This is a genomic window from Xylanimonas protaetiae, assembly GCF_004135385.1.
In the GTDB taxonomy this organism is placed as follows: Bacteria; Actinomycetota; Actinomycetes; order Actinomycetales; family Cellulomonadaceae; genus Xylanimonas; species Xylanimonas protaetiae.
The window spans coordinates 283578-309958 of the sequence record NZ_CP035493.1; the positions used below are offsets into that span (position 1 = coordinate 283578).

At 73.5% G+C, this 26381-nt stretch carries 25 protein-coding genes; 14 read left to right on the top strand and 11 right to left on the bottom strand.

The features are described from left to right. Positions 1–26: 26 nt before the first annotated feature. From ET471_RS01280 to ET471_RS01290, 3 genes are all read left to right on the top strand, one after another. Positions 27–758: a response regulator transcription factor gene (locus ET471_RS01280; protein WP_129186249.1), complete on the top strand. Its 732-nt coding sequence runs from the start codon at positions 27–29 to the stop codon at positions 756–758. A 10-nt stretch (positions 759–768) separates the two neighbouring features. Next, complete coding sequence (locus tag ET471_RS01285) at positions 769–1809, top strand: HAMP domain-containing sensor histidine kinase (protein WP_129186250.1); 1041 nt, start codon at positions 769–771, stop codon at positions 1807–1809. A gap of 313 nt (positions 1810–2122) precedes the next feature. Next, on the top strand, positions 2123–5893 hold the full coding sequence (locus ET471_RS01290; protein ID WP_129186251.1) for a multifunctional oxoglutarate decarboxylase/oxoglutarate dehydrogenase thiamine pyrophosphate-binding subunit/dihydrolipoyllysine-residue succinyltransferase subunit: 3771 nt from the start codon (positions 2123–2125) through the stop codon (positions 5891–5893). A gap of 64 nt (positions 5894–5957) precedes the next feature. Here the strand turns inward: ET471_RS01290 and ET471_RS01295 are convergent, their stop codons facing one another. After that, positions 5958–6950 carry an aldo/keto reductase gene (locus ET471_RS01295; protein ID WP_129186252.1) on the bottom strand — a complete coding sequence of 331 codons (993 nt, stop codon included), beginning with the start codon at positions 6948–6950 and terminating at the stop codon, positions 5958–5960. 75 nt (positions 6951–7025) lie between these two features. On the opposite strand from ET471_RS01295, the gene ET471_RS01300 reads away from it, so the two are divergent. Next, positions 7026–7952, top strand: coding sequence for an aldose 1-epimerase family protein (locus ET471_RS01300; protein ID WP_129186253.1), 927 nt, complete (start codon positions 7026–7028; stop codon positions 7950–7952). Between the two features lie 78 nt (positions 7953–8030). Then, positions 8031–8627 carry a GDSL-type esterase/lipase family protein gene (locus tag ET471_RS01305; protein WP_129186254.1) on the top strand — a complete coding sequence of 199 codons (597 nt, stop codon included), beginning with the start codon at positions 8031–8033 and terminating at the stop codon, positions 8625–8627. A gap of 146 nt (positions 8628–8773) precedes the next feature. Here the strand turns inward: ET471_RS01305 and ET471_RS01310 are convergent, their stop codons facing one another. After that, positions 8774–9376, bottom strand: a complete 603-nt coding sequence (locus ET471_RS01310; RefSeq protein ID WP_129186255.1) for a PadR family transcriptional regulator — start codon at positions 9374–9376, stop codon at positions 8774–8776. Next, the gene (locus ET471_RS17830; protein WP_165350354.1) at positions 9376–10176 is read right to left on the bottom strand and encodes a DUF4097 domain-containing protein; all 801 of its coding nucleotides are present in this window, start codon (positions 10174–10176) and stop codon (positions 9376–9378) included. Before ET471_RS17830 ends, ET471_RS01310 begins: the two co-directional genes overlap by 1 nt. A 137-nt stretch (positions 10177–10313) precedes the next feature. On the opposite strand from ET471_RS17830, the gene ET471_RS19070 reads away from it, so the two are divergent. Then, a complete protein-coding gene (locus tag ET471_RS19070) occupies positions 10314–10388 on the top strand; it encodes a 50S ribosomal protein bL37 (protein WP_425356579.1) in 75 nt (24 codons plus the stop codon). 170 nt (positions 10389–10558) lie between these two features. Here the strand turns inward: ET471_RS19070 and rsrA are convergent, their stop codons facing one another. Further along, entirely contained in the window at positions 10559–10825 is a 267-nt protein-coding gene (gene rsrA, locus ET471_RS01320; protein ID WP_129186256.1) for a mycothiol system anti-sigma-R factor, read from the bottom strand. Next, the gene (locus tag ET471_RS01325; RefSeq protein ID WP_280949895.1) at positions 10822–11652 is read right to left on the bottom strand and encodes a sigma-70 family RNA polymerase sigma factor; all 831 of its coding nucleotides are present in this window, start codon (positions 11650–11652) and stop codon (positions 10822–10824) included. Before ET471_RS01325 ends, rsrA begins: the two co-directional genes overlap by 4 nt. Positions 11653–11925: 273 nt before the next feature. On the opposite strand from ET471_RS01325, the gene ET471_RS01330 reads away from it, so the two are divergent. The 5 genes from ET471_RS01330 (at position 11926) to hisN (ending at position 16399) form a co-directional block, all read left to right on the top strand. Continuing rightward, positions 11926–12549, top strand: coding sequence for a PepSY domain-containing protein (locus ET471_RS01330; RefSeq protein ID WP_129186258.1), 624 nt, complete (start codon positions 11926–11928; stop codon positions 12547–12549). 86 nt (positions 12550–12635) lie between these two features. Continuing rightward, the gene (locus ET471_RS01335) at positions 12636–13115 is read left to right on the top strand and encodes a DoxX family membrane protein (protein ID WP_129186259.1); all 480 of its coding nucleotides are present in this window, start codon (positions 12636–12638) and stop codon (positions 13113–13115) included. Positions 13116–13227: 112 nt separating this feature from the next. Then, positions 13228–14535, top strand: a complete 1308-nt coding sequence (gene aroA, locus ET471_RS01340; protein WP_207207308.1) for a 3-phosphoshikimate 1-carboxyvinyltransferase — start codon at positions 13228–13230, stop codon at positions 14533–14535. Then, positions 14535–15614, top strand: a complete 1080-nt coding sequence (gene rsgA, locus ET471_RS01345; RefSeq protein ID WP_129186260.1) for a ribosome small subunit-dependent GTPase A — start codon at positions 14535–14537, stop codon at positions 15612–15614. The genes aroA and rsgA overlap by 1 nt, the downstream gene beginning before the upstream one ends. Next, complete coding sequence (hisN, locus tag ET471_RS01350; protein ID WP_129186261.1) at positions 15611–16399, top strand: histidinol-phosphatase; 789 nt, start codon at positions 15611–15613, stop codon at positions 16397–16399. The genes rsgA and hisN overlap by 4 nt, the downstream gene beginning before the upstream one ends. On the opposite strand, the gene ET471_RS01355 is transcribed toward hisN, so the two are convergent. The 4 genes from ET471_RS01355 to ET471_RS01370 form a co-directional block, all read right to left on the bottom strand. After that, entirely contained in the window at positions 16305–16991 is a 687-nt protein-coding gene (locus tag ET471_RS01355) for a DUF6912 family protein (RefSeq protein ID WP_242496365.1), read from the bottom strand. The two genes, hisN and ET471_RS01355, sit on opposite strands and share 95 nt — an antisense overlap. A gap of 27 nt (positions 16992–17018) precedes the next feature. Then, positions 17019–18233, bottom strand: coding sequence for an MFS transporter (locus tag ET471_RS01360; protein WP_242496366.1), 1215 nt, complete (start codon positions 18231–18233; stop codon positions 17019–17021). 349 nt (positions 18234–18582) lie between these two features. Beyond that, complete coding sequence (locus ET471_RS01365; protein WP_129186262.1) at positions 18583–19902, bottom strand: CpaE/TadZ family protein; 1320 nt, start codon at positions 19900–19902, stop codon at positions 18583–18585. Beyond that, entirely contained in the window at positions 19902–20558 is a 657-nt protein-coding gene (locus ET471_RS01370; RefSeq protein WP_129186263.1) for a hypothetical protein, read from the bottom strand. The genes ET471_RS01365 and ET471_RS01370 overlap by 1 nt, the downstream gene beginning before the upstream one ends. Before the next feature lie 122 nt (positions 20559–20680). Here ET471_RS01370 and ET471_RS01375 point away from each other — a divergent pair, with 122 nt between their 5' ends. Then, positions 20681–20890: a helix-turn-helix domain-containing protein gene (locus tag ET471_RS01375; RefSeq protein ID WP_129186264.1), complete on the top strand. Its 210-nt coding sequence runs from the start codon at positions 20681–20683 to the stop codon at positions 20888–20890. Positions 20891–20895: 5 nt separating this feature from the next. On the opposite strand, the gene ET471_RS01380 is transcribed toward ET471_RS01375, so the two are convergent. Further along, a complete protein-coding gene (locus ET471_RS01380) occupies positions 20896–21444 on the bottom strand; it encodes a hypothetical protein (protein WP_129186265.1) in 549 nt (182 codons plus the stop codon). A 187-nt stretch (positions 21445–21631) separates the two neighbouring features. Between ET471_RS01380 and ET471_RS17835 the strand changes: the two genes are divergently transcribed. Both ET471_RS17835 and ET471_RS01390 read left to right on the top strand, forming a co-directional pair. After that, entirely contained in the window at positions 21632–22585 is a 954-nt protein-coding gene (locus ET471_RS17835; protein WP_165350355.1) for a LysM peptidoglycan-binding domain-containing protein, read from the top strand. Between the two features lie 48 nt (positions 22586–22633). Continuing rightward, on the top strand, positions 22634–23176 hold the full coding sequence (locus tag ET471_RS01390) for an Rv3235 family protein (protein WP_242496367.1): 543 nt from the start codon (positions 22634–22636) through the stop codon (positions 23174–23176). Positions 23177–23320: 144 nt separating this feature from the next. Here ET471_RS01390 and secA read toward each other — a convergent pair whose 3' ends face one another. Further along, positions 23321–26302: a preprotein translocase subunit SecA gene (gene secA / locus ET471_RS01395; RefSeq protein WP_129186266.1), complete on the bottom strand. Its 2982-nt coding sequence runs from the start codon at positions 26300–26302 to the stop codon at positions 23321–23323. Between the last annotated feature and the right edge of the window lie 79 nt (positions 26303–26381).

Below are 26381 nucleotides of genomic sequence, written 5' to 3' on the forward strand. Positions count from 1 at the left end.
GTGCGCTCGTGTGCCACATTTGAGGCATGGCACCCGAGGTCACCCCGCTGAACTCCCCGAACGCTTCGGCGGCCACCATCCTGGTGGTCGAGGACGAGCCCGCGATCGCCACGGCCGTCGCCCAGCGCCTGACCGCGGAGGGCTGGCGGGTCGAGGTCGCCCGCGACGGCCTGTCCGCCGTCGACGCCGCGGCCCGCCTGCGGCCCGACGCCGTCGTCCTCGACGTCATGCTGCCCGGCATCGACGGGCTCGAGGTGACCCGGCGCATCCAGGCCGAGAACCCCGTGCCGATCCTCATGCTCACCGCGCGCGACGACGAGACGGACATGCTCGTGGGCCTCGGCGTCGGCGCCGACGACTACATGACCAAGCCGTTCTCGATGCGCGAGCTCGTGGCGCGCGTCAAGGCGCTCCTGCGGCGCACCGAGCGGACCCTGCGCGCGTCCGCTGCCGCGCCCGCGGACCCGCCGCTCGTCATGGGCGACGTGACGATCGACAAGGCGCAGCGCCGCGTCCACCGGGCGGGCGAGGAGGTGCACCTGACGCCGACGGAGTTCGAGCTGCTGGTCATGCTTGCCTCCTCCCCCAAGACGGTGCTCACGCGCGAGCGCCTGCTCGCCGAGGTGTGGGACTGGGCGGACGCGAGCGGGACCCGCACGGTCGACTCGCACATCAAGGCGCTGCGCCGCAAGCTCGGCCCGGACCTGATCCGTACGGTGCACGGCGTCGGGTACGCGTTCGAGCCGCCCGCCGCCTGACCCGACGCTCATGGCGCTGCGTCCGCTCGACCCGCTGAGGTCGATCAAGATCAAGCTGGGCGTCCTGGTGGTCGCCGCCGTCACGTTCGCCGCGGCGATGACGTGGCTGGGGCTGCGCGTGCACCTGGGCCCCAGCCGCACGTTCCCGCTGGTGATCGTGCTGTCCCTGGTGCTGACCCAGGTGCTCGCGCGGGGCATGACGTCGCCGCTGCGGGAGATGACGGCCGCGGTCGAGGCCATGGCGAGCGGGCACTACGACCTGCGCGTCACGGCCACGAGCCGCGACGAGGTGGGCACGCTCGCGGCGGCGTTCAACCAGATGGCGCAGGACCTCGAGTCGTCGGACCGCACGCGGCGCGACCTCATCGCGAACGTCTCGCACGAGCTGCGCACGCCCGTCGCGGCGCTCCAGGCGCAGCTCGAGAACATGGTCGACGGCGTCACGGAGCCGACACCCGCGACGCTCGAGCTCTCGCTCGCGCAGACGGAGCGGCTGACCCGGCTCGTCACCTACCTGCTCGACCTCTCGCGGGTGGAGGCGGGCGCGTCGGCGCTGACGATCGGCGAGATCGCCGTGGGCGACTTCCTCGAGGAGTGCGCGGACGCGCTGAGCATGGTCGAGGCGGTCAAGAACCTGCGCTACGTCGTCGACGTGACACCGGCGGACCTCGTGCTCGAGGCGGACGCCGAGCGGCTGCGGCAGATCGTGGTCAACCTGCTCCAGAACGCCATCCGGCACTCGCCGGCCGGCGGGGAGATCCGGCTGGACGCCTACCCGCAGGGCGACGACGTCGTCATCGAGGTGGCCGACGACGGGCCGGGGATCGCCAAGGAGGACCGCGAGCGCGTCTTCGAGCGGTTCGCGCGCGGCAAGGTGACGGCGAGCGGCGGCACGGGGATCGGGCTGGCGATCGTCCGGTGGGCGGTGGACCTGCACGGCGGGCACGTCGCCGTCGCCGACTCCCCCGACGGCACGGGCGCCGTGATGCGGCTCGTGCTCCCGGCCAAGGCGCACCCGGCGCCCGGGGTCACCACGGCCACCGACACCTGAGCCGTCGGGACCGCCGGTGAGACGCGGTCGCGTGACATGCGTCACACGCGTCGCCCCCGGGGGCGCGCCCGCGGGGGCGCCGGTTGCCGACGGTTGACGATTCACCCGTCGCCCGGGGGCCTCGCTTGCCCGGGCTTTGCCCTTCGCCGACCCTCCGGCAACACGCCCGTCATCGGCCCGCAGACGGCCCGTGGACGGCCGCGGGCGGCCGTCCTGCAAGGCATAGGCTGGGGGACCGTCGGCGGGTGTGCCACGAATCTCACCTGCTGCCACGAACCCCTATACAGCAACACGTGAAGGTGGGCGAGACCGCGTGGTGTCCTCGAAGGCTGAGTCAGCGTCGATCAGCGAGAGCGCCGGAGCATCGTTCGGAGCCAATGCAGGGCTTGTGGACGAGCTGTACGAGCAGTACCTGAAGGATCGCGACGCGGTGGACCCCGCGTGGTGGGACTTCTTCGAGGGCTACGTCCCGACGGCGAACGGCGCCGCCACGGCCGCCGCCCCCGCCGCGACCGCCCCGGCGCCCGCTCCGGCCGCCGCCGTCCCCGCTCCCGCGCAGCCGGCCCCGGTGGCCGCCCCGGCCCCGGTGGCCGCCCCGGTGCCGGCCCCGGTGGCCCGCGTCGTCGAGCCGCTGCCCGCCGAGCGCCCCGTCGCCACCGCGCAGCCGGCCTCGGCGCCCTACGCGGAGGTCGCGGTGGCCAAGGCGCCGCGCCCGGCCCGGACGTCCGACGAGACGAGCAAGCTGCGCGGCCCGGCCGCTCGCGTGGTCGTCAACATGGAGGCCTCCCTCGAGGTCCCCACGGCCACCTCGGTGCGTGCCGTGCCCGCCAAGCTCATGGTGGACAACCGCATCGTCATCAACAACCACCTGACGCGGGCGCGCGGCGGGAAGGTCTCGTTCACGCACCTCATCGGGTACGCGCTGGTCGAGGCCCTGGCCGACATGCCGGTCATGAACGCCCACTACACGCTCGTCGACGGCAAGCCGGGCATCGTGCAGCCGGCCGGCGTCGGGTTCGGCCTGGCGATCGACCTGGCCAAGGAGGACGGCTCGCGCCAGCTCCTGGTGCCGTCGATCAAGGACGCCGGCTCGCTGGACTTCGCTGCGTTCGTCGCGGCCTACGAGGACCTGGTGCGCAAGGCGCGCAACGGCCGCCTGACCGTCGAGGACTTCCAGGGCACCACGATCTCCCTGACCAACCCGGGCGGCATCGGCACCGTGCACTCGGTGCCGCGCCTCATGCAGGGCCAGGGCACGATCGTCGGCGTCGGCGCGATGGACTACCCCGCCGAGTTCGCGGGCGCGAGCGTCGAGCAGCTCTCGAAGATGGGCGTCTCGAAGGTCATGACGCTCACGTCGACCTACGACCACCGCATCATCCAGGGCGCGCAGTCCGGCGAGTTCCTCAAGATCATCGGCGACAAGCTCCTGGGCCTGGACGGGTTCTACGACCGCGTCTTCACGTCCCTGCGCGTGCCGTACGAGCCCATCCGCTGGGTCCGCGACAACGTGCACGACGCCGACGACGAGGCTGCGAAGCCCGCGCGCATCGCCGAGCTGATCCACTCCTACCGGTCCCGCGGCCACCTCATGGCCGACACCGACCCGCTGGCCTACCGCCAGCGCAAGCACCCGGACCTCGACGTGCAGAACCACGGCCTGACGCTGTGGGACCTCGACCGCACGTTCCCCACGGCCGGGTTCGGCGGCAAGCCCAAGGCGACCCTGCGCGACACGCTCGGCCTGCTGCGCGACTCGTACTGCCGCAGCATCGGCATCGAGTACATGCACATCGCCGACCGCGTGCAGCGCAAGTGGATCCAGGACCGGATCGAGACCGGCTACGCCAAGACGCCCCGCGAGGACCAGCTGCGCATCCTGCGCCGCCTCAACTCGGCCGAGGCGTTCGAGACGTTCCTGCAGACCAAGTTCGTGGGCCAGAAGCGCTTCTCGCTCGAGGGCGGCGAGTCCCTCATCCCGCTGCTCGACGCCATCCTGTCGAAGGCCGCCGAGAGCGGGCTCGACGAGGTGGGCCTGGGCATGTCGCACCGCGGCCGCCTCAACGTGCTCGCCAACATCGCGGGCAAGTCGTACGGCCAGATCTTCAAGGAGTTCGAGGGCCAGCTCGACCCGCGCTCCGTGCAGGGCTCCGGCGACGTCAAGTACCACCTGGGCACCGAGGGCGTCTTCACCGCCGAGACCGGCGCGACGACGAAGGTGCACCTGGCGGCGAACCCGTCGCACCTGGAGGCCGTGGACCCGGTGCTCGAGGGCATCGTGCGCGCCAAGCAGGACCGCATCGACCTGGGCGGCGACGGCTTCTCCGTGCTGCCGATCCTCGTGCACGGCGACGCCGCGTTCGCCGGCCAGGGCGTGGTGCCCGAGGTGCTCAACCTCGCGCAGCTGCGCGGCTACCGCACCGGCGGCACGATCCACGTCATCGTCAACAACCAGGTGGGCTTCACCACCGGGCCGTCGAGCTCGCGCTCCACGACGTACGCCACGGACATCGCCAAGGGCTTCCAGGTCCCGGTGTTCCACGTCAACGGTGACGACCCCGAGGCCGTGGTGCGCGTCGCCGAGCTGGCCTTCGCCTACCGCGAGCAGTTCGACCGCGACGTCGTGATCGACATGATCTGCTACCGCCGTCGTGGCCACAACGAGGGCGACGACCCGTCGATGACGCAGCCGCTCATGTACAACCTCATCGAGGCCAAGCGCTCGGTGCGCCGCCTGTACACGGAGAACCTCGTCTCCCGCGGCGACATCACCGTCGAGGAGGCCGAGCTGGCCCTGCAGGACTACCAGCTCCAGCTCGAGCGGGTGTTCACCGAGACCAAGCAGGGCGTCGCCGCGAAGCCGACGGCCGAGCACGTCGGCGGCCTGGAGCTCCCCGAGTCGCAGCGCGAGGACGCCGGGACGATGGTCGGCTGGCAGACGGCCGTGCCGCACGCCATCGTCGAGCGCATCGGCGAGGCGCACACCGCGCCGCCCGAGGGCTTCACCGTGCACCCGAAGCTCGCCAAGCTGCTCGAGACCCGCCAGCTCATGTCCAAGGACGGCGGCATCGACTGGGGCTTCGGCGAGATCCTCGCCTTCGGCTCGCTGCTCATGGAGGGCACCCCGGTGCGCCTCGCCGGCCAGGACTCGCGCCGCGGCACGTTCACGCAGCGCCACGCCGTCTTCCACGACCGGACCAACGGTGCCGAGTGGACGCCGCTGAGCTACCTCACCCGCGAGCAGGCCAAGTTCTGGGTCTACGACTCCTCGCTGTCGGAGTACGCGGCGCTCGGCTTCGAGTACGGCTACTCCGTGGAGCGCCCGGACGCGCTCGTGCTGTGGGAGGCGCAGTTCGGCGACTTCGTCAACGGCGCCCAGACCGTCATCGACGAGTTCATCAGCTCCGCCGAGCAGAAGTGGGGCCAGTCGTCGTCGCTGGTCATGCTGCTGCCGCACGGCTACGAGGGCCAGGGACCGGACCACTCGTCCGCCCGCATCGAGCGCTTCCTGCAGCTCGCCGCGGAGGACAACATGGTGGTCGCGCACCCGTCGACCCCGGCGTCGTACTTCCACCTGCTGCGCCGCCAGGCCTACCAGCGCCCGCGCAAGCCGCTCGTCGTGTTCACGCCCAAGCAGCTGCTGCGCCTCAAGGCGGCGGCGTCGGGCGTCGAGGAGTTCACCTCGGGCACGTTCCGTCCGGTCATCGCCGACGACGCCGTGCCGGCGTCGGGCGTGACGCGCGTGATCCTCTCCTCTGGCCGCGTGTACTACGACCTGCTCGCCGAGCGCACGCGCCGCGGCGACACGACGACGGCGCTCGTCCGCCTCGAGCAGCTCTACCCGCTGCCCACCGAGGAGCTCGTCGCCGAGCTGGCGAAGTACCCGGGCGCCGACCAGGTGTGGGTGCAGGACGAGCCGCAGAACCAGGGCGCGTGGTCGTACCTGCACCTGGCGATGCCGTCCGAGCTGCGCACGTCCGTCCGCGTCGTCTCGCGTCCGGCGTCGGCGGCGACGGCCGCGGGCACGCACAAGCTCCACGCGGCCCAGCAGGAGACGCTCCTCGCGGAGGCGTTCGCGGGCTGACCCGAGACGCGACGAGGCCCGGCACCCTCCAGGGTGCCGGGCCTCGTGCGTGCTGCGACCGGGGTCACCAGCGCCCGTGGACCGCCTCGCGGAAGTAGGTGTCGTACAGGTCCCGGACGTCCGACCGGAACAGCGGCCCGAGCACCGGCACCGACCCGGCGGCCGCGTTGAGGCGGGCCTGCTCGGGGTTGCGCGCGCCCGGGATGACCGTGGAGACGCCCGGCTGCTGCCACACCCACGCGATGGCGGCCTGCGCCGGGGTGACGTCCCCGGGCAGCGCGGCGACCAGGTCGGCGAACTCGGCGGCCGCCTTGACGCCCGTCTCGTAGTCGACGCCCGAGAAGGTCTCGCCGACGTCGAACGCCGCGCCGTGGCGGTTGTACGTCCGGTGGTCGTTCTCGGCGAACGTCGTGTCCTTCGTGTACCGCCCCGTCAGCAGGCCCGAGGCGAGCGGCACGCGCGCGATGATGCCGACGCCGGCGGCCGACGCCGCGGGCAGCACCTCCTCGATCGGCTTGTGGCGGAACGCGTTGAGGATGATCTGCACGGACGCGACGCCGGGACGCTTGATCGCCTCGAGCGCCTCCGCGGTGGTCTCGACGCTCACGCCGTAGCTCGCCGTGACGCCCTCGGCGACGAGGGTGTCGAGCGCGTCGTACACCTCCTGCGTGGAGTAGACCGCCGTCGGCGGGCAGTGCAGCTGGACGAGGTCGAGGGTGTCGACGCCGAGGTTGCGGCGCGACCGGTCCGTCCACTCGCGGAAGCTGGCGAGCACGTAGTTCTCGGGCACCTGGTCGACGCGGCGGCCCATCTTCGTGGCCACGGTGATCCCGGCGTCCTGGTGGTCCTTGACGAAGGCGCCGATGGCCTGCTCCGAGCGTCCGTCGCCGTAGACGTCGGCGGTGTCGTAGAACGTCACCCCCGCCTCGAGCGAGGCCTCGAGCACCGCGCGCGAGTCCGCGTCGCTGACCTCGCCCCAGTCGGCCCCGAGCTGCCAGGTGCCCAGGCCCACGACCGAGACGAGGCGGCCGGTGCGGCCGAGTACCTGCTGTTCCATCGAATCCTCCACCTGTCGGACAGTTGCTCACACAGTACGACGCACCGGCCTGCCGCGACGGTTACGGTGTCACCCGTGACCACCAGCGACATCTCTCCCACGCCCGCCGTGTCCGGCGCCCAGTACGTCATCTCCTTCCGTGAGCACCGCGCCGTCGTCGCCGAGGTCGGCGCGATGGTGCGCGAGTACGCCGTCGGGGGCCGCGACGTGTTCGTCCCGTTCGGCGAGGACGAGGTGGCGCCCGTGTTCAACGGCGCGGTGCTGCTCCCCTGGCCGAACCGCCTGGGCAACGGGTCCTACGTCGTCGACGGCGTGACGTACGAGGTGGCGCACTCCGAGCCGGACCGCGCCAACGCGCTGCACGGCCTGGCCTGCTGGGTGCGGTGGTCGCTCGTCGAGCACTCCGACGACGCCGTGACGCTCGAGCTGGCGCTCGCGCCGCAGAAGGGCTGGCCGTTCCAGCTCGTCACGCAGGTGCGCTACAGCCTGTCCGACGCCGGTCTGGAGGTCGTCGTCACCACGCGCAACGTGGGCGGCGGCACCGCCCCCTACGGCATCGGCTTCCACCCGTGGCTGTCGGCCGCGGGCGCCGCGCTCGACGCGTGCACCGTGCAGCTCGACGCCACCACCCACGTCACCGTCGACGCGCGCCTGCTGCCCACGGGCACCGAGCCCGTCGCCGGACCGTACGACCTGCGCGAGGTGCGCTCCCTGGCCGGCCTGGACCTCGACGACGCCTGGGTGGACGTCACGCGCGACGCCGACGGCCTCTCCTGGTGCCGCCTGGGCTGCCCGGACGGCCGCACCCCGGCGGTCTGGATGGACGGGTCGATGGACACCTGGCAGGTGTGCTCGGCCGACCACATCCCGCACTTCCTGCGCGGTGGCCTCGCGGCCGAGCCGATGAGCTGCGTCGCCGACGCGTTCAACACGGGCGAGCGCCTCGTCCACCTGGCGCCGGGCGACGTGCACACGGTGCGCTGGGGCGCCACGCTGCTCTGACATCCCTCCCGACGTCGTGCCGGCACGCGAGAATGGCGGCGCAGGTCCAGGGGGCAGCCAGAGCGAGGGAGTGAGCCCGTGACGGTACGCGAGACGCGCATCTGCGTCGTCGGCGACGAGCTGAGCGTGGGAGTCGGTGACGCCCGCGCCCTCGGCTGGGTGGGGCGCGTCATGGCCCGGTCGCACTTCGACCGGCCCGCGATGCACTTCACCCTGGCCGTGCCGGGCGAGAACTCGTCGGGGCTGGGCGCGCGGTGGGAGGCGGAGACGGCCGCACGGTTCGGGCGCGAGACCGAGAACCGCCTGGTGATCGCGCTCGGCCGGCACGACGTCGAGCAGGGCCTGTCCATCGCACGGTCGCGGCTCAACCTCGCCAACGTCCTCGACCTCGCGTCGTCGGCCCAGGTGCAGACGTTCGTCGTCGGACCGCCGCCCGGGCGCCCGGAGGACGCCGGGGCGATCGAGGACCTCTCGGCCGCGTTCGCCGACGTCGCCTCGCGACGTCGGGTGCCGTACGTGGACACGTACTCTCCGCTGGCGCACCACGAGCAGTGGCTGGCCGACCTCGCGCAGAACGGGACGCTCTACCCGGGCCAGGCGGGCTACGGCCTCATGGCCTGGCTCGTGCTGCACACGGGCTGGCACGCCTGGCTGGGCCTGCCGTCGGAGGACTGAGCCGGAGCGCAGCGGAGGGGTGGAGGCCGAGGCACGAGGCATCCGCCCGCGGCGAAGCGCAGGCTCAGTCGGACCACGTGCTCGAGGACTGAGCGGGAGCGGAGCGCAGGCTCAGTCCGACCAGGCGCGCGCGGACTGACAGCTCCTCACGGCAGCGTCGCGCGGATCGCCGCGCGGGCCCCGTCGAGCACGGTGCGCACCGTCTCGACGGTGAGGGTCCCGACGGCGCCGGTGACGTCGGCGCGACGCAGGTCGGCGAGCACGTCGGCGCGGAACCGCTGAACCAGGGCCTCGGCCTCGTGCCGGCGGACGTCCGACCGCGCGCGGCGCGGGTCCGGCGGGGTGTCTGGCGCCGGACGCACCCGGACCTCCTGCGCGGCAGCCGCGAGCTCGGCGCGCAGGCCCCGCATCGTGGAGCGCACGTCGGCGCGCAGCTCGTCGGCGCGGGCACGCACGGTCTCGGCGACGGTGTGCTCGAGGCGGCGCAGGTCGTCGCGGCGGGCGTCGAGCTCGGCCCGGCCGACGTCCGTGAGCACGTAGGGGGACTTGCGGCCGGCGTCGGCCCGGCGCACGAGGCCCTCCTCCTCAAGGCGGGCGAGGCGCGGGTAGACGGTGCCGGCGCTGGGCCGGTACGTGCCGCCGAACCGGGCGGACAGCTCGGTGATGAGCTCGTAACCGTGCCGGGGAGCGTCCTCGAGCAGCGCCAGCAGGTAGAGCCGCAGCTCGCCGTGGGCGAAGACGGGCGGCATCAGCGGACCTCGGCCCGGACCCCGATGATGGTGACGTCGCCGGTGACGACGTTGGCCTCCAGGGTGGTGGCCGGCGACGTCGCGCCGAGCGTCTTGGTGCCGAACCCGCTCGCCTCGACGCCGTCGAGCACGAGGCGGCCCCCGACGCCGGTGAGCCGGGCCCGGACCGCCGCGGCGTCGGGCAGGCGTACCACGAACGACCCGGACACGGCGTTGCAGCGCACCCATCGCGGCTGCTCGTGCAGGTCGAGCGTCACGGTGCCCGAGACGGTGCCGATGTCCACCGACGGCACGCGACCGGTGACGGTGAGGTCCGCGGAGACGGTGTTCGCGCGCACGTCGCCGCGCAGGTCGCTCACGGTGATCTCCCCGGAGACGGTGTTGACGTCGAGCTGCCCCTCGACGTCGGTGACGAGCGCGGTGGCGGAGACGGTGTGCACGCGGCTCGCGGCCCGCGTCCCGGCGAGCAGCGACTCGCCGCGTACCAGGCCGAGGCTCACGGGCACGCTGCGCGGCACCGCGATGTGGAGGTCGGCACGGGCTCGGCCGCTGAAGTCGCTGAAGTTCTCGAAGAAGGCCTTCCAGCCGCTGAGGGTCTCGTGCCCGACGACGAGCCGGCCGTCGTCGCCCAGGCGCACCTCGAGGGGCCTGCCGTCGACGACGTGGACCTCGACGCGCGTCACGGGCTCGTCGTGGGCGACGACGTCGACGCGCCCGTCGACGCAGCGCACCGACAACGAGGTCACGGCGTCGAGCTCGATGGTCTGCGGACCGGTGACGGTCCAGCGCTCTTCGGTCATGGTGGTGCTCCGTCCAGCTCGATGGGGGTCAAGACGCGATATATCGCGTGGCACTCACGATATATCGCGTTTCGCGACCTGCCAAGCCGGTGTGGGATCATGGACCGTTACCCGTCCACCCATCAGTGGGAGCAACCATGAGCAAGCGCGGTCGGAAGCGTCGCACCCGTAAGGGCAACGGCGCCAACCACGGCAAGCGTCCCAACGCCTGAGACGTAGGTGAAGCGAAGGGTGAGGGCCGAGGTACGAGGCACTCGCCCGGAGCGGAACCGCAGGCTCAGGCGTTCACAAGAACTGCCTGAGCACAGGCACCAGACGCGCGAGAGGCCGCGGCCCCGTCACCGGGGACCGCGGCCTCTCGCATGTCCAGGATCGCCCGAGCTCAGTCGACCGTCATGACCGTCAGCTGCGTGTGGATGCGCAGGCGCAGCGCCTCCGGCGCGCGCTCGGCGCACGACCGGCGCACGAGCTTCTTGACGAGCTCCTCCGCGCTCAGCTCGGCCAGGCAGGGCGAGCAGTGCGCGAGATGATCGCGCATGCGGCGCTCGTCGGCCGGCGTCATCTCGGAGTCCAGGTACTCGTACAGGTGCACGAGCGCGTGCTCGCACTCGTTCTCGCCCGCGACGTCGTGCGGGATCGGCTCGCTCACTTCGTACCTCCGTCGGCCTGCGCCGCTGTGCTCGCCGCGATGAGGCCGCGCTCCGCCGCGTAGTCGGCGAGCAGCTCGCGCAGCTGCTTGCGACCGCGGTGCAACCGGGACATCACCGTCCCGATCGGCGTCCCCATGATCTCGGCGATCTCCTTGTAGGGGAACCCTTCGACGTCCGCGTAGTAGACGACCATGCGCCGGTCCTCCGGGAGCGCCGCCAGGGCGCGCTTCACGTCGGAGTCGGGCAGGTGGTCCAGCGCCTCGACCTCGGCCGAGCGCAGGCCCGACGACGTGTGCGACGCCGCGCGGGCGATCTGCCAGTCCTCGACCTCCTCGGCCTGGGACTGCTGCGGCTCGCGCTGCTTCTTGCGGTAGCTGTTGATGAACGTGTTCGTCAGGATCCGGTACAGCCACGCCTTGAGGTTGGTGCCCGGGCGGTACTGGTGGAACGCGGCGAACGCCTTCGCGAACGTCTCCTGGACCAGGTCCTCCGCGTCCGCGGGGTTGCGCGTCATGCGCAGCGCGGCGGAGTACAGCTGGTCGAGGTGCGTCAGGGCGTCGCGCTCGAAGCGCGCCGCGCGGGCCGCCGGGCTCTCGTCGTCCGGGGCGCGGTCGGTCCCGTCGTCGAGGTCGTCGACGACGTCGTTCGGCTGGTCGCTCAGGTCGTCGCTCATCCCGGCCGAGCCTAGTCCCTGCGGGCCTGCGGGGCTGATCGCGACGGCAGGCCAGGCGCCCGCCGACTTGGCGGGCTTGGCCACACCGTCGACCTGCGACGGAAGCGCGAACAGCGGCAGGTCCTCGACGGAGGCGGCGTTCTTCGGGGGCACGGTGCGTACGACATCGTCCAGGGGAACGCCGCGGGACCACGGATGCATTCCCGCGGGCCCGCCGCCCCTCTCGCACGCCCTGAGTAGCCGTCGCGTGCCACTCTCCTCGGCGCACCGGCTACCGGGACCCCCGGCGTCGTGTGCGGGAAATCGCGCGCAGGCCTACGCACCAGCCGGCGACACGTATCCGTGCTTCCACGGTCTGTCGTCGACTGGGTCACGTCACCGGGACGCCACGAGCCCGGGTCCGACACCCCGGCTCCAGGAGGCCTCATGACCACCCGTACCCTCGCGCGTGCCCGAGCTCTCGCCACCGTCTCGGCGGGTCTGCTCGGCGGCGTCCTCGTCCTGACGGGCTGCGGCACCGACCGCTCCGACGCGGGCGCCCCCGTCTCGGACACCCCGGCCGCGGAGACGCCGGCGCCGGAGACCACCGACGCCGGTGGTTCGGCGGAGGCGGCGGACGCGGACGCGCCGATCACCCTGGCGGCGGCGAAGGCCGTCGCGCTCGCGTCCGTCGGTGAGGGCCAGGTCACCGGCTATGACGACGAGGACGACCACGGCGCCCGCTGGGAGATCGAGGTCACGCGGCCCGACGGCTCGGAGGTCGACGTGTACGTCGCCGCCGACGGCCGCGTCGTGAACACCGGGGAGCGTCAGGCGGAGCAGCCCGCGCAGGCCGCGCCCGCACCGGCCCCCGAGCCGGCGCCGTCGGGTGACGTGACACTGGACGAGGCCAAGCGCATCGCCGTCGCCCACGTCGGCGGCGGCCGCGTGACCTGGCATGAGCGCGAGAACGACCACGGCGCCCGCTGGGAGATCGAGGTCACGCGGCCCGACGGCTCGGAGGTCGACGTGTACGTCGCCGCCGACGGCCGCGTGGTGCGCACCAGCTGACCCCGGACGTCGTCCCGGGGCGGCACCGCCCCCGGGACGACGACACGCCGGATGCATCCGCACCCCGCCGGTGGAATGGTGGAGCCATGCTGCTGCGTCGCGTCGCCCGTCCCCTGCTGGCCGCACCGTTCGTGTACGACGGCGTGCAGGCTGCGCTGCATCCCGCCGAGCACGTCGCGGCCGCACGGGGGCTCACCGACACGGTGACCGACCGGGTGGGCGTGAAGCGGCTCAGCGACGAGCAGCTCACGCTCGCGGTGCGGGTGCACGGCGGGCTGACGGCGGTGCTCGGCGTCGCGCTGGCCGCGGGGTTCTTCCCGCGTGTCGCCTCGCTCAAGCTGGCCGCGCTGACGGCGCCCCTCGCCGTCGTGCACCAGCCGTTCACGTCGAAGGGGGCCGAGCGGGCGCAGAAGACGGGGCGCTTCGTGCGCGCCGTCGGCTATGTGGGCGCCGCGCTGATCGCCGGCGTGGACACCGAGGGCAGGCCCGGCGTGTCGTGGCGCGTGAGCCAGGCCCGCAAGAAGGCCGTGGCGAAGGTGGAGTCGGCCCGGCACGCCGACGACTGAGCGGACACCGCCGAGCAGACGCGACCGAGCAGACGCGACCGAGCGGACACGGCACGGACACCGTGGCGGACGCTCCCGCGTCGGCCGGGGCCCGCCCGATAGCCTGGGGCCCATGACGTCGACCCCCACCGCCGACCCCGCCGCGCTGCCCCGCTGGGAGGCACCGCTCGCGTCCGGCCCGCTGGACGCCCGCGTGGAGATCCCGGGGTCGAAGTCGCTGACCAACCGCCTGCTCGTGCTCGCCGCGCTCGCGGAGGGCCCGGGCGTGCTGCGGGGGGCGCTGCGCTCACGCGACGCGGACCTCATGATCGGCGCGCTGCGCTCGCTCGGCGTCACGATCACGGAGGGCGACGCCCCCTCGACGCTGCACGTCACGCCCGGCCCCCTGACCGGCGACGTCGACGTCGACTGCGGCTTGGCCGGCACCGTCATGCGCTTCCTGCCGCCCGTCGCGGCCCTCGCCACGGGCCCGGTCCGGTTCGACGGCGACCCGCACGCGCGCGTGCGTCCCATGCTCCCGGTGCTGCACGCGCTGCACGCCCTCGGTGTCGAGGTCACCGGCCCCGCCGGCGCGTTCCCCGCCACGCTGCCGTTCACGATCGGCGGCCGCGGCGGCCTGCGCGGCGGGCAGGTCGACGTCGACGCGTCGGCGTCGTCACAGTTCGTCTCGGGCCTGCTCCTCGCGGCGGCCCGGTTCGACGAAGGGCTCTCGCTGCGGCACATCGGCACCACGCTGCCGAGCCTGCCGCACATCGAGATGACGGTGGCGACGCTGCGCGAGGCCGGCGTCGTCGTCGACGACTCGCGCGACGGCATCTGGGTGGTGCAGCCGGCGCCGATCGCCGCGCGCGACGTGCGCGTCGAGCCCGACCTGTCCAACGCCGCCCCGTTCCTGGCTGCCGCGCTCGTGGCCGGCGGGTCGGTCTCGATCCCGGGCTGGCCGGCGTCGACCACCCAGCCGGGGGCCCTCGTCCCGGGTCTGCTGGAGCAGATGGGCGGGACCGCCTCCCTGACCGACGGCGTCCTGACGGTCACCGGAGACGGCACCGTCCACGGCATCGACGTCGACCTCCACGCCGCGGGGGAGCTCGCTCCGAACGTCGCCGCCCTCGCGGCCCTGGCCGACTCCCCCAGCCGCCTGCGCGGCATCGCGCACCTGCGCGGCCACGAGACCGACCGGCTCGCGGCCCTCGCCACCGAGATCACGCGGCTCGGCGGCCAGGCCGAGGAGACCCGCGACGGCCTCGTCATCACGCCGCGCCCGCTGCGCGGCGGCGTGTGGCGCACCTACGCCGACCACCGCATGGCGACGTCGGGCGCGCTGCTCGGGCTGCGGGTGCCGGGCGTGCAGGTCGAGGACGTCGAGACGACGGCCAAGACGCTGCCCGGCTTCGCCGGTCTCTGGCAGGCGATGCTCTGATGGGGCGCCGGGGCGGCGACGAGCACGAGGGCTTCGGGCGTCCCTCCAAGCGTGGCAGCCGGCCCCGCACCAAGCAGCGTCCCGAGCACGCGGACGCCGTCGTCGGGTTCGTCACCGGCGTCGACCGCGGGCGGTACACGCTGCTGCTCGACGAAGGGCTGGCGGACGAGCGTTCCGTGCTCGCCATGAAGGCGCGCGAGCTCTCGCGCACGCGCGTCGTCGTCGGCGACCGCGTCGACGTCGTCGGCGACACCACGGGAGACAAGGACACGCTGGCCCGCGTCGTGCGGATCGCCGAGCGCACCTCGGTGCTGCGGCGCACGGCCGACGACACCGACCCCTACGAGCGGATCGTCGTCGCGAACGCCGACCAGCTCGTCATCGTCACGGCGCTCGCCCAGCCCGAGCCGCGCACCGGCATGATCGACCGCGCCGCGATCGCGGCGTACGACGCCGGGATGGACGTGCTGCTGTGCCTCACCAAGGCGGACCTCGCGCCCGCGGACGAGCTGCGCGGGCTCTACGAGCCGCTCGGCGTCCAGGTCGTCGTGACCTCCCCGGCGGACGGCGGGGCGTCCGACGACGGCGGGGCGGGCGGGAGCCGCGGCCTCGACGCCGCCTCGGTGGAGCGGGTGCGCGAGAAGCTGCAGGGCCGCGTGTCGGTGTTCCTCGGGCACTCCGGCGTCGGGAAGTCGACGCTGGTCAACGCGCTCGTGCCTGGGGCGCGCCGCGCGACCGGGCACGTCAACGACGTCACGGGGCGCGGCCGGCACACCTCGACGTCGGCGGTCGCGCTGCGGCTCCCGGACGGGGACGGCTGGGTCGTGGACACTCCCGGCGTGCGCTCCCTCGGCCTCGCGCACGTGGAGGTCGACCACGTGCTGGCCGCCTTCGACGACCTCCACGACGCCGCCCAGGACTGCCCGCGCGGCTGCACGCACCTGACCGACGCCCCCGACTGCGCCCTCGACGAGTGGATCGAGGCCTCCCCCGACGCCGACACGCGGGCGACACGCGAGGCCCGCCTGGCGAGCTTCCGCCGGGTCCTGGCCTCGCGCACCGCTAGCGTGGGGGCGTGAACCCCGCTCGCACGTACGAGGACGACCTGCGGCTGGCGCACGTCATCGCCGACCAGGTCGACGCCCTGACCATGGAGCGCTTCCGCGCCCTCGACCTGCACGTCGAGACCAAGCCGGACAACACCCCGGTCTCCGACGCCGACAAGGCCGCCGAGGAGTTCATCCGCGCCCAGCTCAAGCGGGCCCGCACGCGCGACGCCGTCGTCGGCGAGGAGTACGGCTCCGCGGGCAACGGTGCCCGGCGCTGGATCGTCGACCCGATCGACGGCACCAAGAACTTCGTGCGCGGCGTGCCCGTGTGGGCCACGCTCATCGCGCTGGCCGACGGGGACGAGGTCGTCATGGGCCTGGTCTCCGCGCCCGCGCTGGGGCGGCGCTGGTGGGCCGCCAAGGGCTCGGGCGCCTGGACCGGGCGGTCGCTGTCGTCGGCGACGCGCCTGTCCGTCTCGGGGGTCCAGCGGCTCGAGGACGCCTCGTTCAGCTACTCGTCGCTGAGCGGGTGGGAGGAGCGCGACAAGCTCGACGGGTTCCTCGACCTGACGCGTCGCTGCTACCGCACCCGCGGCTACGGCGACTTCTGGTCGTACATGCTCGTGGCCGAGGGCGCCGCCGACCTCGCGGCCGAGCCCGAGCTCGAGGTCTACGACATGGCCGCGCTCGTGCCGATCGTCACCGAGGCGGGCGGCCGCTTCACGTCGCTCGACGGCGCCGAGGGCCCGTGGGGCGGCAACGCGCTCGCGACGAACGGCCACCTCCACGACGAGGTGCTGGTCTACCTGGGCTGATACGCCCGCCGTCGCGCGACTCTGAACGTCCGCGTACGCGTGCCCAGAACCGGACATTCAGAGTCGCGCGGCAGGGGCGGTCATGTGCGGGGGATCGTGCGGAGCTCCGGGGGGCGTACCAGAGGAGGTCGCGGTCCGTGATCCGCTGGATCGCGGCGTCGAGGGCCGCGTCTGCGCCCGGTGCGTCGCTCACCGCCAGCTCCAGCACGTCGACGACGTCGGGCGACGCCGTCGGCTCGTCGACGTGGACGGCGACCAGGACCGTGCCGGGGACGTCCCCCGTCAGCCGGACCTGCGACGGCGCGGCGTCGGTGTCGCGCGCGACGACCACGGCGTCGTCGGGCACCTCGACGGTGACGACCACCCGCAGCGGGACGACGCCGGGCGACCCGGCGACCAGCAGCAGCGAGTCGTGGGCGGCGGCGAGGAACGCGTGCCACTCGAGGCCCTCGTCGTCCTCGTCGGGGAGCGACGACGACAGCGCCGCCGTCACCGCGTGGGCCTGCCGGCCCGGAACGGTCCAGGTGGCGGCGGTCGCGGTGACGGCGGCGGAGTCCAGCTCGTCGAGCGTGGCGGGCACGTAGAGGCGCATGCCCCGATTGTGCCGCAGCGCTCCTGATCAGGCCGCGAGCGCGGCGCGGGCCTCGATCTCGGCGTTCATCTCGTCCAGGCGCTCGTCGGTGAGGTCGTAGCGGTGGATGATCACCATCGCGACGACGAGCAGCACCGCCGGGATCACGGAGACCAGCCACAGGATGCCCTGCGTCGAGGTCGCCGACTGGTGGGAGCGCTCCGCGTGGTAGCCGGTCAGCGAGAGCACCAGGCCGGGGACGACGCCGCCCAGCGCCATGCCGGCCTTGAAGAAGATGCCGGTCAGGGCGTTGACGATGCCGGAGATGCGGCGGCCCGTGCGCCACTCGCCGTACGAGACGACCTCGGGGATGAGCGACCACATGTAGCCCGTCGCCACAATCACGCCCGTCGAGCGGACGAACTGGGCGATCATGACGAGGCCCACGTGCTGCGACGGGTTCGGGATGAAGTAGAGCAGCGCGAGGCCAACGATGCCGATCGACAGGAAGAGGGTGAAGAGCGCCTTCTTGCCGATCCAGCGCTTGATGCGCGGCACGAGCGGCAGGAACACGAAGGCGGGCAGCACGCCGAGGGCGTTGAACCACTGCACCTGGTCGGAGGCGCGGACGACGTCGTTCATGTAGTACGCGGCGCCGGCGTTGCCGACCGACATCATGGCGAACGCGGTGATGAAGAAGAACGCGACCGTGCGCAGCGGCTTGTTGCGCTTGAACTCGGTGACCAGGTCGGTGACCTTGACCTGCTCGGCCGCGGCGTCGTCCATGACGACGCGCTCCTTGGTCTGCGTGAACGTGAAGACCAGCACCGCGAGGCCGATGGCGGCGTAGATCGCCATCGTGGTGAGCCAGCCGCCGGCCGACTCGGGCGTGTCCCACTGGCCGTCGGCGGAGAAGATCTTGACGAGCACCGGCACGCCGAACGCGACGGCGAGGCCGCCGATGTTGGCGAGGAACATGCGCGTGGTGGTCAGCACCGAGATCTCGTCGTTGTCGCGCGTGAGGCTCGAGTTGAGGGCGCCGTAGGGCACGTTCAGGAGCGTGTAGAGCATCGACAGGCCGACGTACGTGACGTAGGCGTACAGCAGCGACCCCGACATGCCCGTCCAGAACACCAGCACCGCGAGCGCCGACAGCGGGATGCCTGCGATGACGAGCCACCCGCGGTAGCGACCCCACCGCGTGGTGTTCTTGTCGACGATGGTGCCGACGATCGGGTCCCACACCACGTCGACCAGGCGCACCGCGAGGAACATCGTGGCCGCGGCCCCGCCGACAGCCCGAAGACCTCCGTGTAGAAGAACAGCAGGTACGTCGAGACGGTGTTGTAGATCAGGTTCTGGGCCAGGTCACCCGAGCCGAAGCCGATGCGCTGCATCCAGGTGAGCCGGTAGAAGCCCTGCGCCTCACCGGGAGCGGTGAGCGTCGTGGCAGCGCTTCCAACCTGGTCGATCGTGGTGCTCATGGCAGTGGTTGTCTCCCCCTCGTGACGGGCGGCCCGACGAGGGCCCCATCTAGGGTCACCCCGTGCGTGGTCTGACCACAACCGAAGTTGGCCGTTTGTGGCGAAGGCGACACCAAGGTCACGCCATCTCACCCGACTCCCTCGGACAGCCGCCGTTCGGGCACCCGCAGCCGCTCGGCGAGCGCGGCGACCGCCACCCGCACCGGGGAGCCGGGCGCGTGCTCGGCCAGCGCCCGGCCCGCGAGCAGCGCGGCGTCCTGGCCGGCGGCATCGTCCGGCACGACGACGACGTCGTCGAGCCCCGCGTAGCGGGCCATCGCCTCGCGCACCGCCGCCTCGGGGCGCGCGCCGGCCACGGCCGCGCGGACCCGGTTCACGACGACCGCCGACGGCGTCCGCACGACGACCGGCGCCTCCCGCAGGTCCTCGAGCGCCCGGACGAGCCGCTGGATGCCCACCGGGTCGGCCGTGCCGACCACGAGGACGTCGTCGGCCGCGGCGAGCGCGGCGAGCGTCGCGGCGTTGCGCTGCGGCGCGTGCGTGTCGTACATGAGCACCTCGTCGGCCTCGACGGGCGCGGCGGTGTCGACGACGGTCCACGACGCGAGCTCGCGCGCCCGGTCGAGCACCACCTCGAGCGACGACGCGGGCACCTCGGGCCAGCGCGCGGAACGCGTCAGCCCCGTCAGCACACGCAGGCCGGGGGCGACGAGCGGGCTCTGCCGGGCCAGCGAGGGCACGTCGAGCGTCCCCTGTCCGGCCGCGCGGCACGCGGCGGCCAGCCCGGGGGCGTCGTCGAGCAGGCCGAGCCGCATCGCCAGGGAGGACCCGTACGTGTCCGCGTCGACGAGCAGGACGTCGCGCGGGTCCGTGCGCTCGGGGCCGGGCGCGTGGCGCGCGCCCCGACCGCGGCGTCCGGACGTGCCGAGGCCGGCCAGGGCGGCGGCGAGCTCGAGGGCGACGGTGGTCCGGCCGGGCGCGCCGACGGGACCCCAGACCGCGACGACGCGTCCGGGCGCGGCCGGGGCGCCCTCCGGCGGCGGGGAGGGCTCGTCCTCCGGGCTCGGCACCTCGGGGTCGCCCGGGCCGTCGGCCGCCGCACGGACGGCGTCGAGGAGGCCGTCCCCCAGCGCGGCGGCGGGCCCGCCGTCGAGGACCGCGTCGACGCCGAGGGCCCGCAGGCGCTCCCCGCCGAGCCCGTCCGCGAGCGCGACCACGCGCACGCCCGCGCCGTGCAGCCGCGCGACCGCCTCGCGGTCGAGCCCGGGAAGGTCGCCGGAGATCACCGCGACCGCGCCCGCCCCGGCGGCCGCCGCGGCCAGCAGCTCGACGACGTCGCCGCACCGGCGCGTCACGGTGGCGCCGGACCCGGGTGCGCCGAGGGCGAGCACCACCTGCGTCTCCGCGGCGCCGCGCACGGCGGCGAGGACGGTGACGGGCGCGGCCATCAGGACGCCCTGCCCGCCACCGGGACGACGTCGATGGTGCCGTCGTCACCGAGCGCCGCGAGCAGCACGGGCAGCTGGTCGCTGGGCACGAGCACGTGCAGCGTCGTCGTGGAGCCGACGACGAGACCGGTGCCGGCGTCGGCGACCTGCTCGACCAGCACCGACGCGACGACCTGCCGCGGCTGCGGCGTCCGGGCGTCGGCGCCCACGCCGGGCTCCGGCACGAACCACACGTCGACGACGGCGCCCTTGCGCACGCGCTCGGACAGCGCGCCGTCGACCTCCACGGCGACGGACCGCAGGTCGAGGCTCTCCGCGTCCCCGAGCGCCGAGCGGGCGACGAGCTCGCGGTCGCCGATCACGCGCGTGACGACGAGGCCCTCCGGCAGCGGCTCGTCGGCGGGCACGTAGCGATCGGCGCCCGTGCCGAGCCGGACGTCGACGGCGCGGACGGTGTCGGCCGTGAGCACGTCCCCCGGGGTCAGCGCGCCCACCGCGGCCCACACGGGCGTGGTGCGCGACGCCGCCGACACGGCCCAGGAGCCGAGCGCGACGGACAGCGCGACGAGGACGACGCCCACGACGAGGCGCGGGTCGCGCCAGGACGGGCGCCGCAGGCGCGCGGCCACGGGAGCGGGCAGGGTGTCGATGCTCATCAGGGGGTCCCTTCGGGGGCTGCTGCGTCAGAGGTCATCTTGGGGTGCCAAACGTCGCGAAGAGTTTCCACCTGTGGACAAACGAACCCCATGAACACATGGTGCTGTGCAAGACTGGCGGCATGGCCGCTCGATTCCTCTCCCTCGCCGACGTCGAGGAGCTGCTCGCGATCTCGTCCCGGCAGGCGTACGCCCTGGTCCGCAGCGGCGAGCTGCCCGCGATCCAGATCGGGGGCAAGGGGGTGTGGCGCGTCGAGGCCGCGGTGCTCGAGGAGTACATCGCCGGGCAGTACGCCAAGACGCGCGAGCGCATCGCCTCCGGCGACGTCTAGGCCGGTCACGCCCGGCTCACCCGCAGCACCGCGAGGAACGGCACCGTCCGTACCCTGACGGGGGCGCGGTCGAGCTCCTCGAGGTCGAGATGGTCCTGGCCGACGCGCGCGAGCCGCCCCACGGCCTGGCCCGCGGCGGTGCGCACGACGACGCGGGCGCGGTCCCGCTGCAGCTCGCGCAGGACGGTGCCCAGCCCGAGCGCGTCCAGACGCGACGTCGACGGCACGCCCTGACGACCCAGGCCCGTGACCGCCGCGACCGCGGTCGCGGGGACCAGGTGCTCGGTGGGTCCCACAGCGCCGCGCCCCGCGAGCACGAGCCACGAGGCGGCCACCGTCGCCAGCGTCCCCGTGACGGTCTCGCCGTCGAGCAGCTCGAGGCTCACGGGCCTGCCGACGACGGCGCGCAGCCGGTCGGCCAGCGTGATGGCAGCGTGCTCGGCGCGGGTCAGCTCGGCGACCTCGCCGTCGCGCTCGCCCTGTTCGTGGGCGGCGAGCTGCGCCTCGAGGTCGGCGAACAGCGCCTCCCAGCGCCTGGAGCCGTCGGCGGCCATCCCTCCCCTTCCCCCGGGTGGGCCGTGCCCGTGCAGGCCCGGGCACAGAGTGCCAGACCCCGGAGGGGTTCGACGCGGTTCATCCACAACTGTCCATCCTGTGAGGTAGACAGCCCGGATGACGTGTGGTTGTCTTGCGCCCACGCAGGGCATCAAACGACATCAAACGTCATCACCGGAGGCTCAGATGGGACGACGAACATCTCGCGGCAGCGCATGGCAGCTGCTGGCACTCGGCCTCGCGCTCGGCACGGCCGCCGCGGCGCTCGGTGGCCGTGCGTTCACGGTCGCGGGGGCGGCCGGCTCCCCTGCGGCAGGCGTGGAGGACTGGGTCGAGCTCGCCGTCGTCGGCGGGGCCGCGGTGGCCGCCGCCTGGGTGGCGCTCGGGGCGCTGCTGGGGCTGGCGGTCGTCGCCGCCGCCCGGGTCGGGTCCCGTTGGCGGGCCGGTGAGGCCGCGGTGCGGCTGCTCGCCCCGGGGCTCGTGCGCCGGCTGGTGCGTGCCGGCATCGGCGTCGGTGTCGGCACCGGGCTCATGCTCGCGCCGAGCACGGCGCTGGCGGCGGCCCCGGCGCCCGCGGCGCCGGTCAGCGTCGCCGCCGAGGGCGGCGGGCCGGAAGGCTCGGCGATCGCGGGCGGCGTGAGCGCGGGCGGCGTGAGCCTCGGCATCGACCTGGCGTGGCAGCCGACGGCGGCTGCCCCTGCCGAGGCAGCACCGGCCGTCAGCGCTCCAGCGGAGACCGTTCCGGTCGAGACGGGCACCGTCGAGACCGGCACCGGCGCGGCGACGCCTCCGACACCCAGGCGGACCACCACCGCCGCGACTGCGCCCACCACCGCTCCCTCTGCCCCGCCTGCACCCGCCGCCGAGGCCCTCGTCATCGCCGCCCCCAGCACCCGTACCCCGGTCGCCGCGGCGCCGGCTCCCGTGTCGCGCCCGCTGGCCGCGCCCGAGGCCGACGGCTCCGTCGTCGTCCTGCGGGGCGACACCCTGTGGGACATCGCCGCCCGGTGGCTGGGCGGTGACCCCACCGACGCCGAGGTCATGGCGGCGACCGTGCGGTGGCACGCCGCCAACCGCGCCGTGATCGGCGCCGATGCCGACGTCATCCTTCCCGGCCAGGTGCTCGCCCCGCCCGCCTGACGTCCTCCCGACGTACCCCTTCTTCCCTGCGCTCCGATGGAGGCACGCATGTCCAGCACCGTCCCGGGCACGGCCCGCCCGCTCCGCGTCGTCGGGGTGCCGCAGCGGCCGGGGCGCCCGCCGCAAGCCCCGACGCATCCGCCGCGCGTGCGCCGCCTGCGCCTCGGCTCCGACCGGACGTTCGCCGACGCGGACGACGCCGATGTCGCCGAGCTCGCGGCCGCACGGCCCGTCGCCGACCAGCCGGTGCCGCCCCTCCCCGACCCGACCGCCATGTGCGCCACGGTGGTGCGGGCGGCGGTCGAGGTGCTCCGCGGCGACCGGCCTGCGGCGCAGCTCGCGCGCTGGCTCACGCCGACGGTGCTCGAGCAGCTCACGGAGCGCGCCCGGCTGCTGCGCGAGGCCGCGGCGTCCGACGGTCCCGGGCCGGGGGCCCGGCCGGTGCAGGTGCGGCGCATCCGGCTCGAACGGCGCGGCGACACCGCCGAGGCGACCGTCGTCGTCGAGGACCGGGGGCGGTGCCGTGCGGCCGCCGTCCGCCTGGAGGCGCGCCGCGGGCAGTGGCGCCTCGCCGTCCTCGAGCTCGGCTGAGACCGACCCGGGCGGGACCCGGACCGGGTCGGTCTCAGCCGAGACGAACCGGACCCAGCCCGGTCGCACCAGGCCAGCCATACCGGACCCGGGCATGGGCGAGGCCCCGTCCCGCGAACGCGGGACGGGGCCTCGTCAGTGCCCTCAGGCCTCGTTCAGGCCGTGGCAGACCTTGTACTTCTTGCCGGAGCCGCACGGACACTGCGCGTTGCGCGGCGTGCCGGGGAAGGTGCGGCCGTCGGCCTCGGTGGCCTGGGCCTCGCCGTGCAGGGCGCGGCGCGAGCGGCGGGCGTCGTCGCCGCCCGCCGCGGACGCGCCCGTTCCGCCCGCCGCTGACGCGCCCGTTCCGCCCTCGCTCGGGCCGCTGTACGACAGCGGCACCTGACGGGCCGGGCCGTCCAGACCCTTGCCGAGCAGCACGGGAGCGGGAGCAGCCGCCGGCGCGGGAGCCGCGGCCACGGGCGCCGCGGCAGGAGCAGCCGCCGTGGCCTCCTCGACGGGAGCCTTCACCGCGGGAGCCTCCGCAGCGGGAGCCTCCTTCGCGGGCGCCTCGGGCGCCTCCACCGCGAGCGCGGGCGCCGAGACGGCCGCCGCGGCGGCGGACGCCGCGTCGACGGCCGGCGCCTGCTGCACCTGGACCTCGAGGTTGTACAGGAACCCGACCGACTCCTCCTTGATGGCGTCGGTCATGGCCGAGAAGAGCTGGAAGCCCTCGCGCTGGTACTCGACCAGCGGGTCGCGCTGGGCCATCGCGCGCAGGCCGATGCCCTCCTTGAGGTAGTCCATCTCGTAGAGGTGCTCGCGCCACTTGCGGTCGAGCACGGAGAGCACGACGCGGCGCTCGAGCTGGCGCATGCCGTCCTCGCCGAGCGCCTCGGTGCGGGTGTCGTAGGCGACCTGGGCGTCGGACTTCAGCTCCTCGAGCACCATCTCGCGCGTGACCTGGCCGATGCCGCCGGCCTCCTCGACGACGTCGTCGACCGAGATGGTCACGGGATAGACCGACTTGAGGGCGGTCCACAGGCCCTCGAGGTCCCACGACTCGGGCGCGCCCTCGGAGGTGGCGCCGTCGACGTACGCGGTGATGACGTCGTTGCGGAAGTGCGTGATCTGCTCGGCGAGGTCCTCGCCCTCGAGCACGCGGCGGCGCTCGGCGTAGATGACCTCGCGCTGGCGCGACAGGACGTCGTCGTACTTGAGGACGTTCTTGCGGATCTCGAAGTTGCGGGCCTCGACCTGCGACTGCGCGGACTGGATGCCGCGCGTGACCATCTTCGACTCGAGCGGCACGTCGTCGGGGAACCCGGCGCGGTTCATCATCGACTCGGCGAGGCCGGAGTTGAACAGGCGCATGAGGTCGTCCTGCATCGACAGGTAGAACCGGGACTCGCCCGGGTCGCCCTGACGGCCGGAACGACCGCGCAGCTGGTTGTCGATGCGGCGCGACTCGTGGCGCTCGGTGCCCAGCACGTACAGGCCGCCGAGCTCGGTGACCTCCTCGTGCTCGGCCTTGACGGCGTCCTTGGCGTGCTCAAGGACCTCGGGCCAGGCGGCCTCGTACTCCTCGGGGCGCTCGACGGCGTCGTAGCCGCGATCGGTCATCGTCTGGACGGCGACGAACTCGGCGTTGCCGCCGAGCATGATGTCGGTACCACGACCGGCCATGTTGGTGGCGACGGTGACGGCGCCCTTGCGGCCCGCGAGCGCGACGACGGAGGCCTCGCGCTCGTGCTCCTTGGCGTTCAGCACCGAGTGCGGCACCCCGGCCTTGCGCAGCAGGCCGGACAGGTACTCGGACTTCTCGACCGACGTCGTACCCACCAGGACGGGCTGGCCCTTGGCGTGGCGCTCGACGATGTCGGCGACGACGGCCGCGTACTTGCCCTCCTCGTTCTTGTAGACGAGGTCGGGCTGGTCGATGCGGACCATCGGGCGGTTCGTCGGGATCGGCACGACGCCGATCTTGTAGGTGCCCTGGAACTCGGCGGCCTCGGTCTCGGCCGTACCGGTCATGCCGGACAGCTTGGAGTAGAGGCGGAAGTAGTTCTGCAGCGTGACCGTGGCGAGCGTCTGGTTCTCGGCCTTGATCTCGACGCCTTCCTTGGCCTCGATCGCCTGGTGCATGCCCTCGTTGTAGCGGCGGCCCGGCAGCATGCGGCCCGTGTGCTCGTCGACGATCATGACCTCGCCCTGGAGCACGACGTAGTCCTTGTCGCGCTTGAAGAGCTCCTTGGCCTTGATGGCGTTGTTGAGGAACCCGATGAGCGGCGTGTTGAGCGACTCGTACAGGTTGTCGATGCCGAGGTAGTCCTCGATCTTCGCGATGCCCGGCTCGAGCACGCCGACGGTGCGCTTCTTCTCGTCGACCTCGTAGTCCTTCTCCGGGGTCAGGCGGCGCACCACCTTGGCGAACTCGGTGTACCAGCGGTTGGCGTCGCCGCCCGACGGGCCCGAGATGATGAGCGGGGTGCGCGCCTCGTCGATGAGGATCGAGTCGACCTCGTCGACGATGGCGAAGTGGTGACCGCGCTGCACGAGGTCGTCGGTCGACCACGCCATGTTGTCGCGCAGGTAGTCGAAGCCGAACTCGTTGTTGGTGCCGTACGTGATGTCGGCGGCGTACATCTCGCGGCGCTCGGCCGGCGTCTGGCCCGTGAGGATGACGCCCGTGCTCATCCCGAGGAACCGGTAGACGCGGCCCATGAGCTCGCCCTGGTACTTGGCCAGGTAGTCGTTGGTGGTGACGACGTGCACGCCCTTGCCCTCGAGGGCGTTGAGGTAGGCGGCCGTCGTCGCGACGAGCGTCTTGCCCTCACCGGTGCGCATCTCGGCGATGTTGCCCAGGTGCAGGGCGGCGCCGCCCATGAGCTGGACGTCGAAGTGCCGCTGGCCGAGCGTGCGGCGCGCGGCCTCGCGCACCGTCGCGAACGCCTCGGGGAGCAGGTCGTCGAGCTTCTCGCCGCGGGCCAGGCGCTCCTTGAAGCGGTCCGTCTCCTCCCGCAGCTCCTCGTCGCTCATGTCCGTGAAGCTGGACTCCAGGGCGTTGACCTGCTGGGCCAGCCCCTGCAGCTTCTTCACGGTCCGGCCCTCGCCGAACCGGAGCACCTTCTCGAGGATCGCAGGCACGCGGTTCTCCTAAGTCATATCGAGAGGATCGGGGGCACAACCGCCCACGCCCTGAGTCACACCCCAGCATCCTAGACGG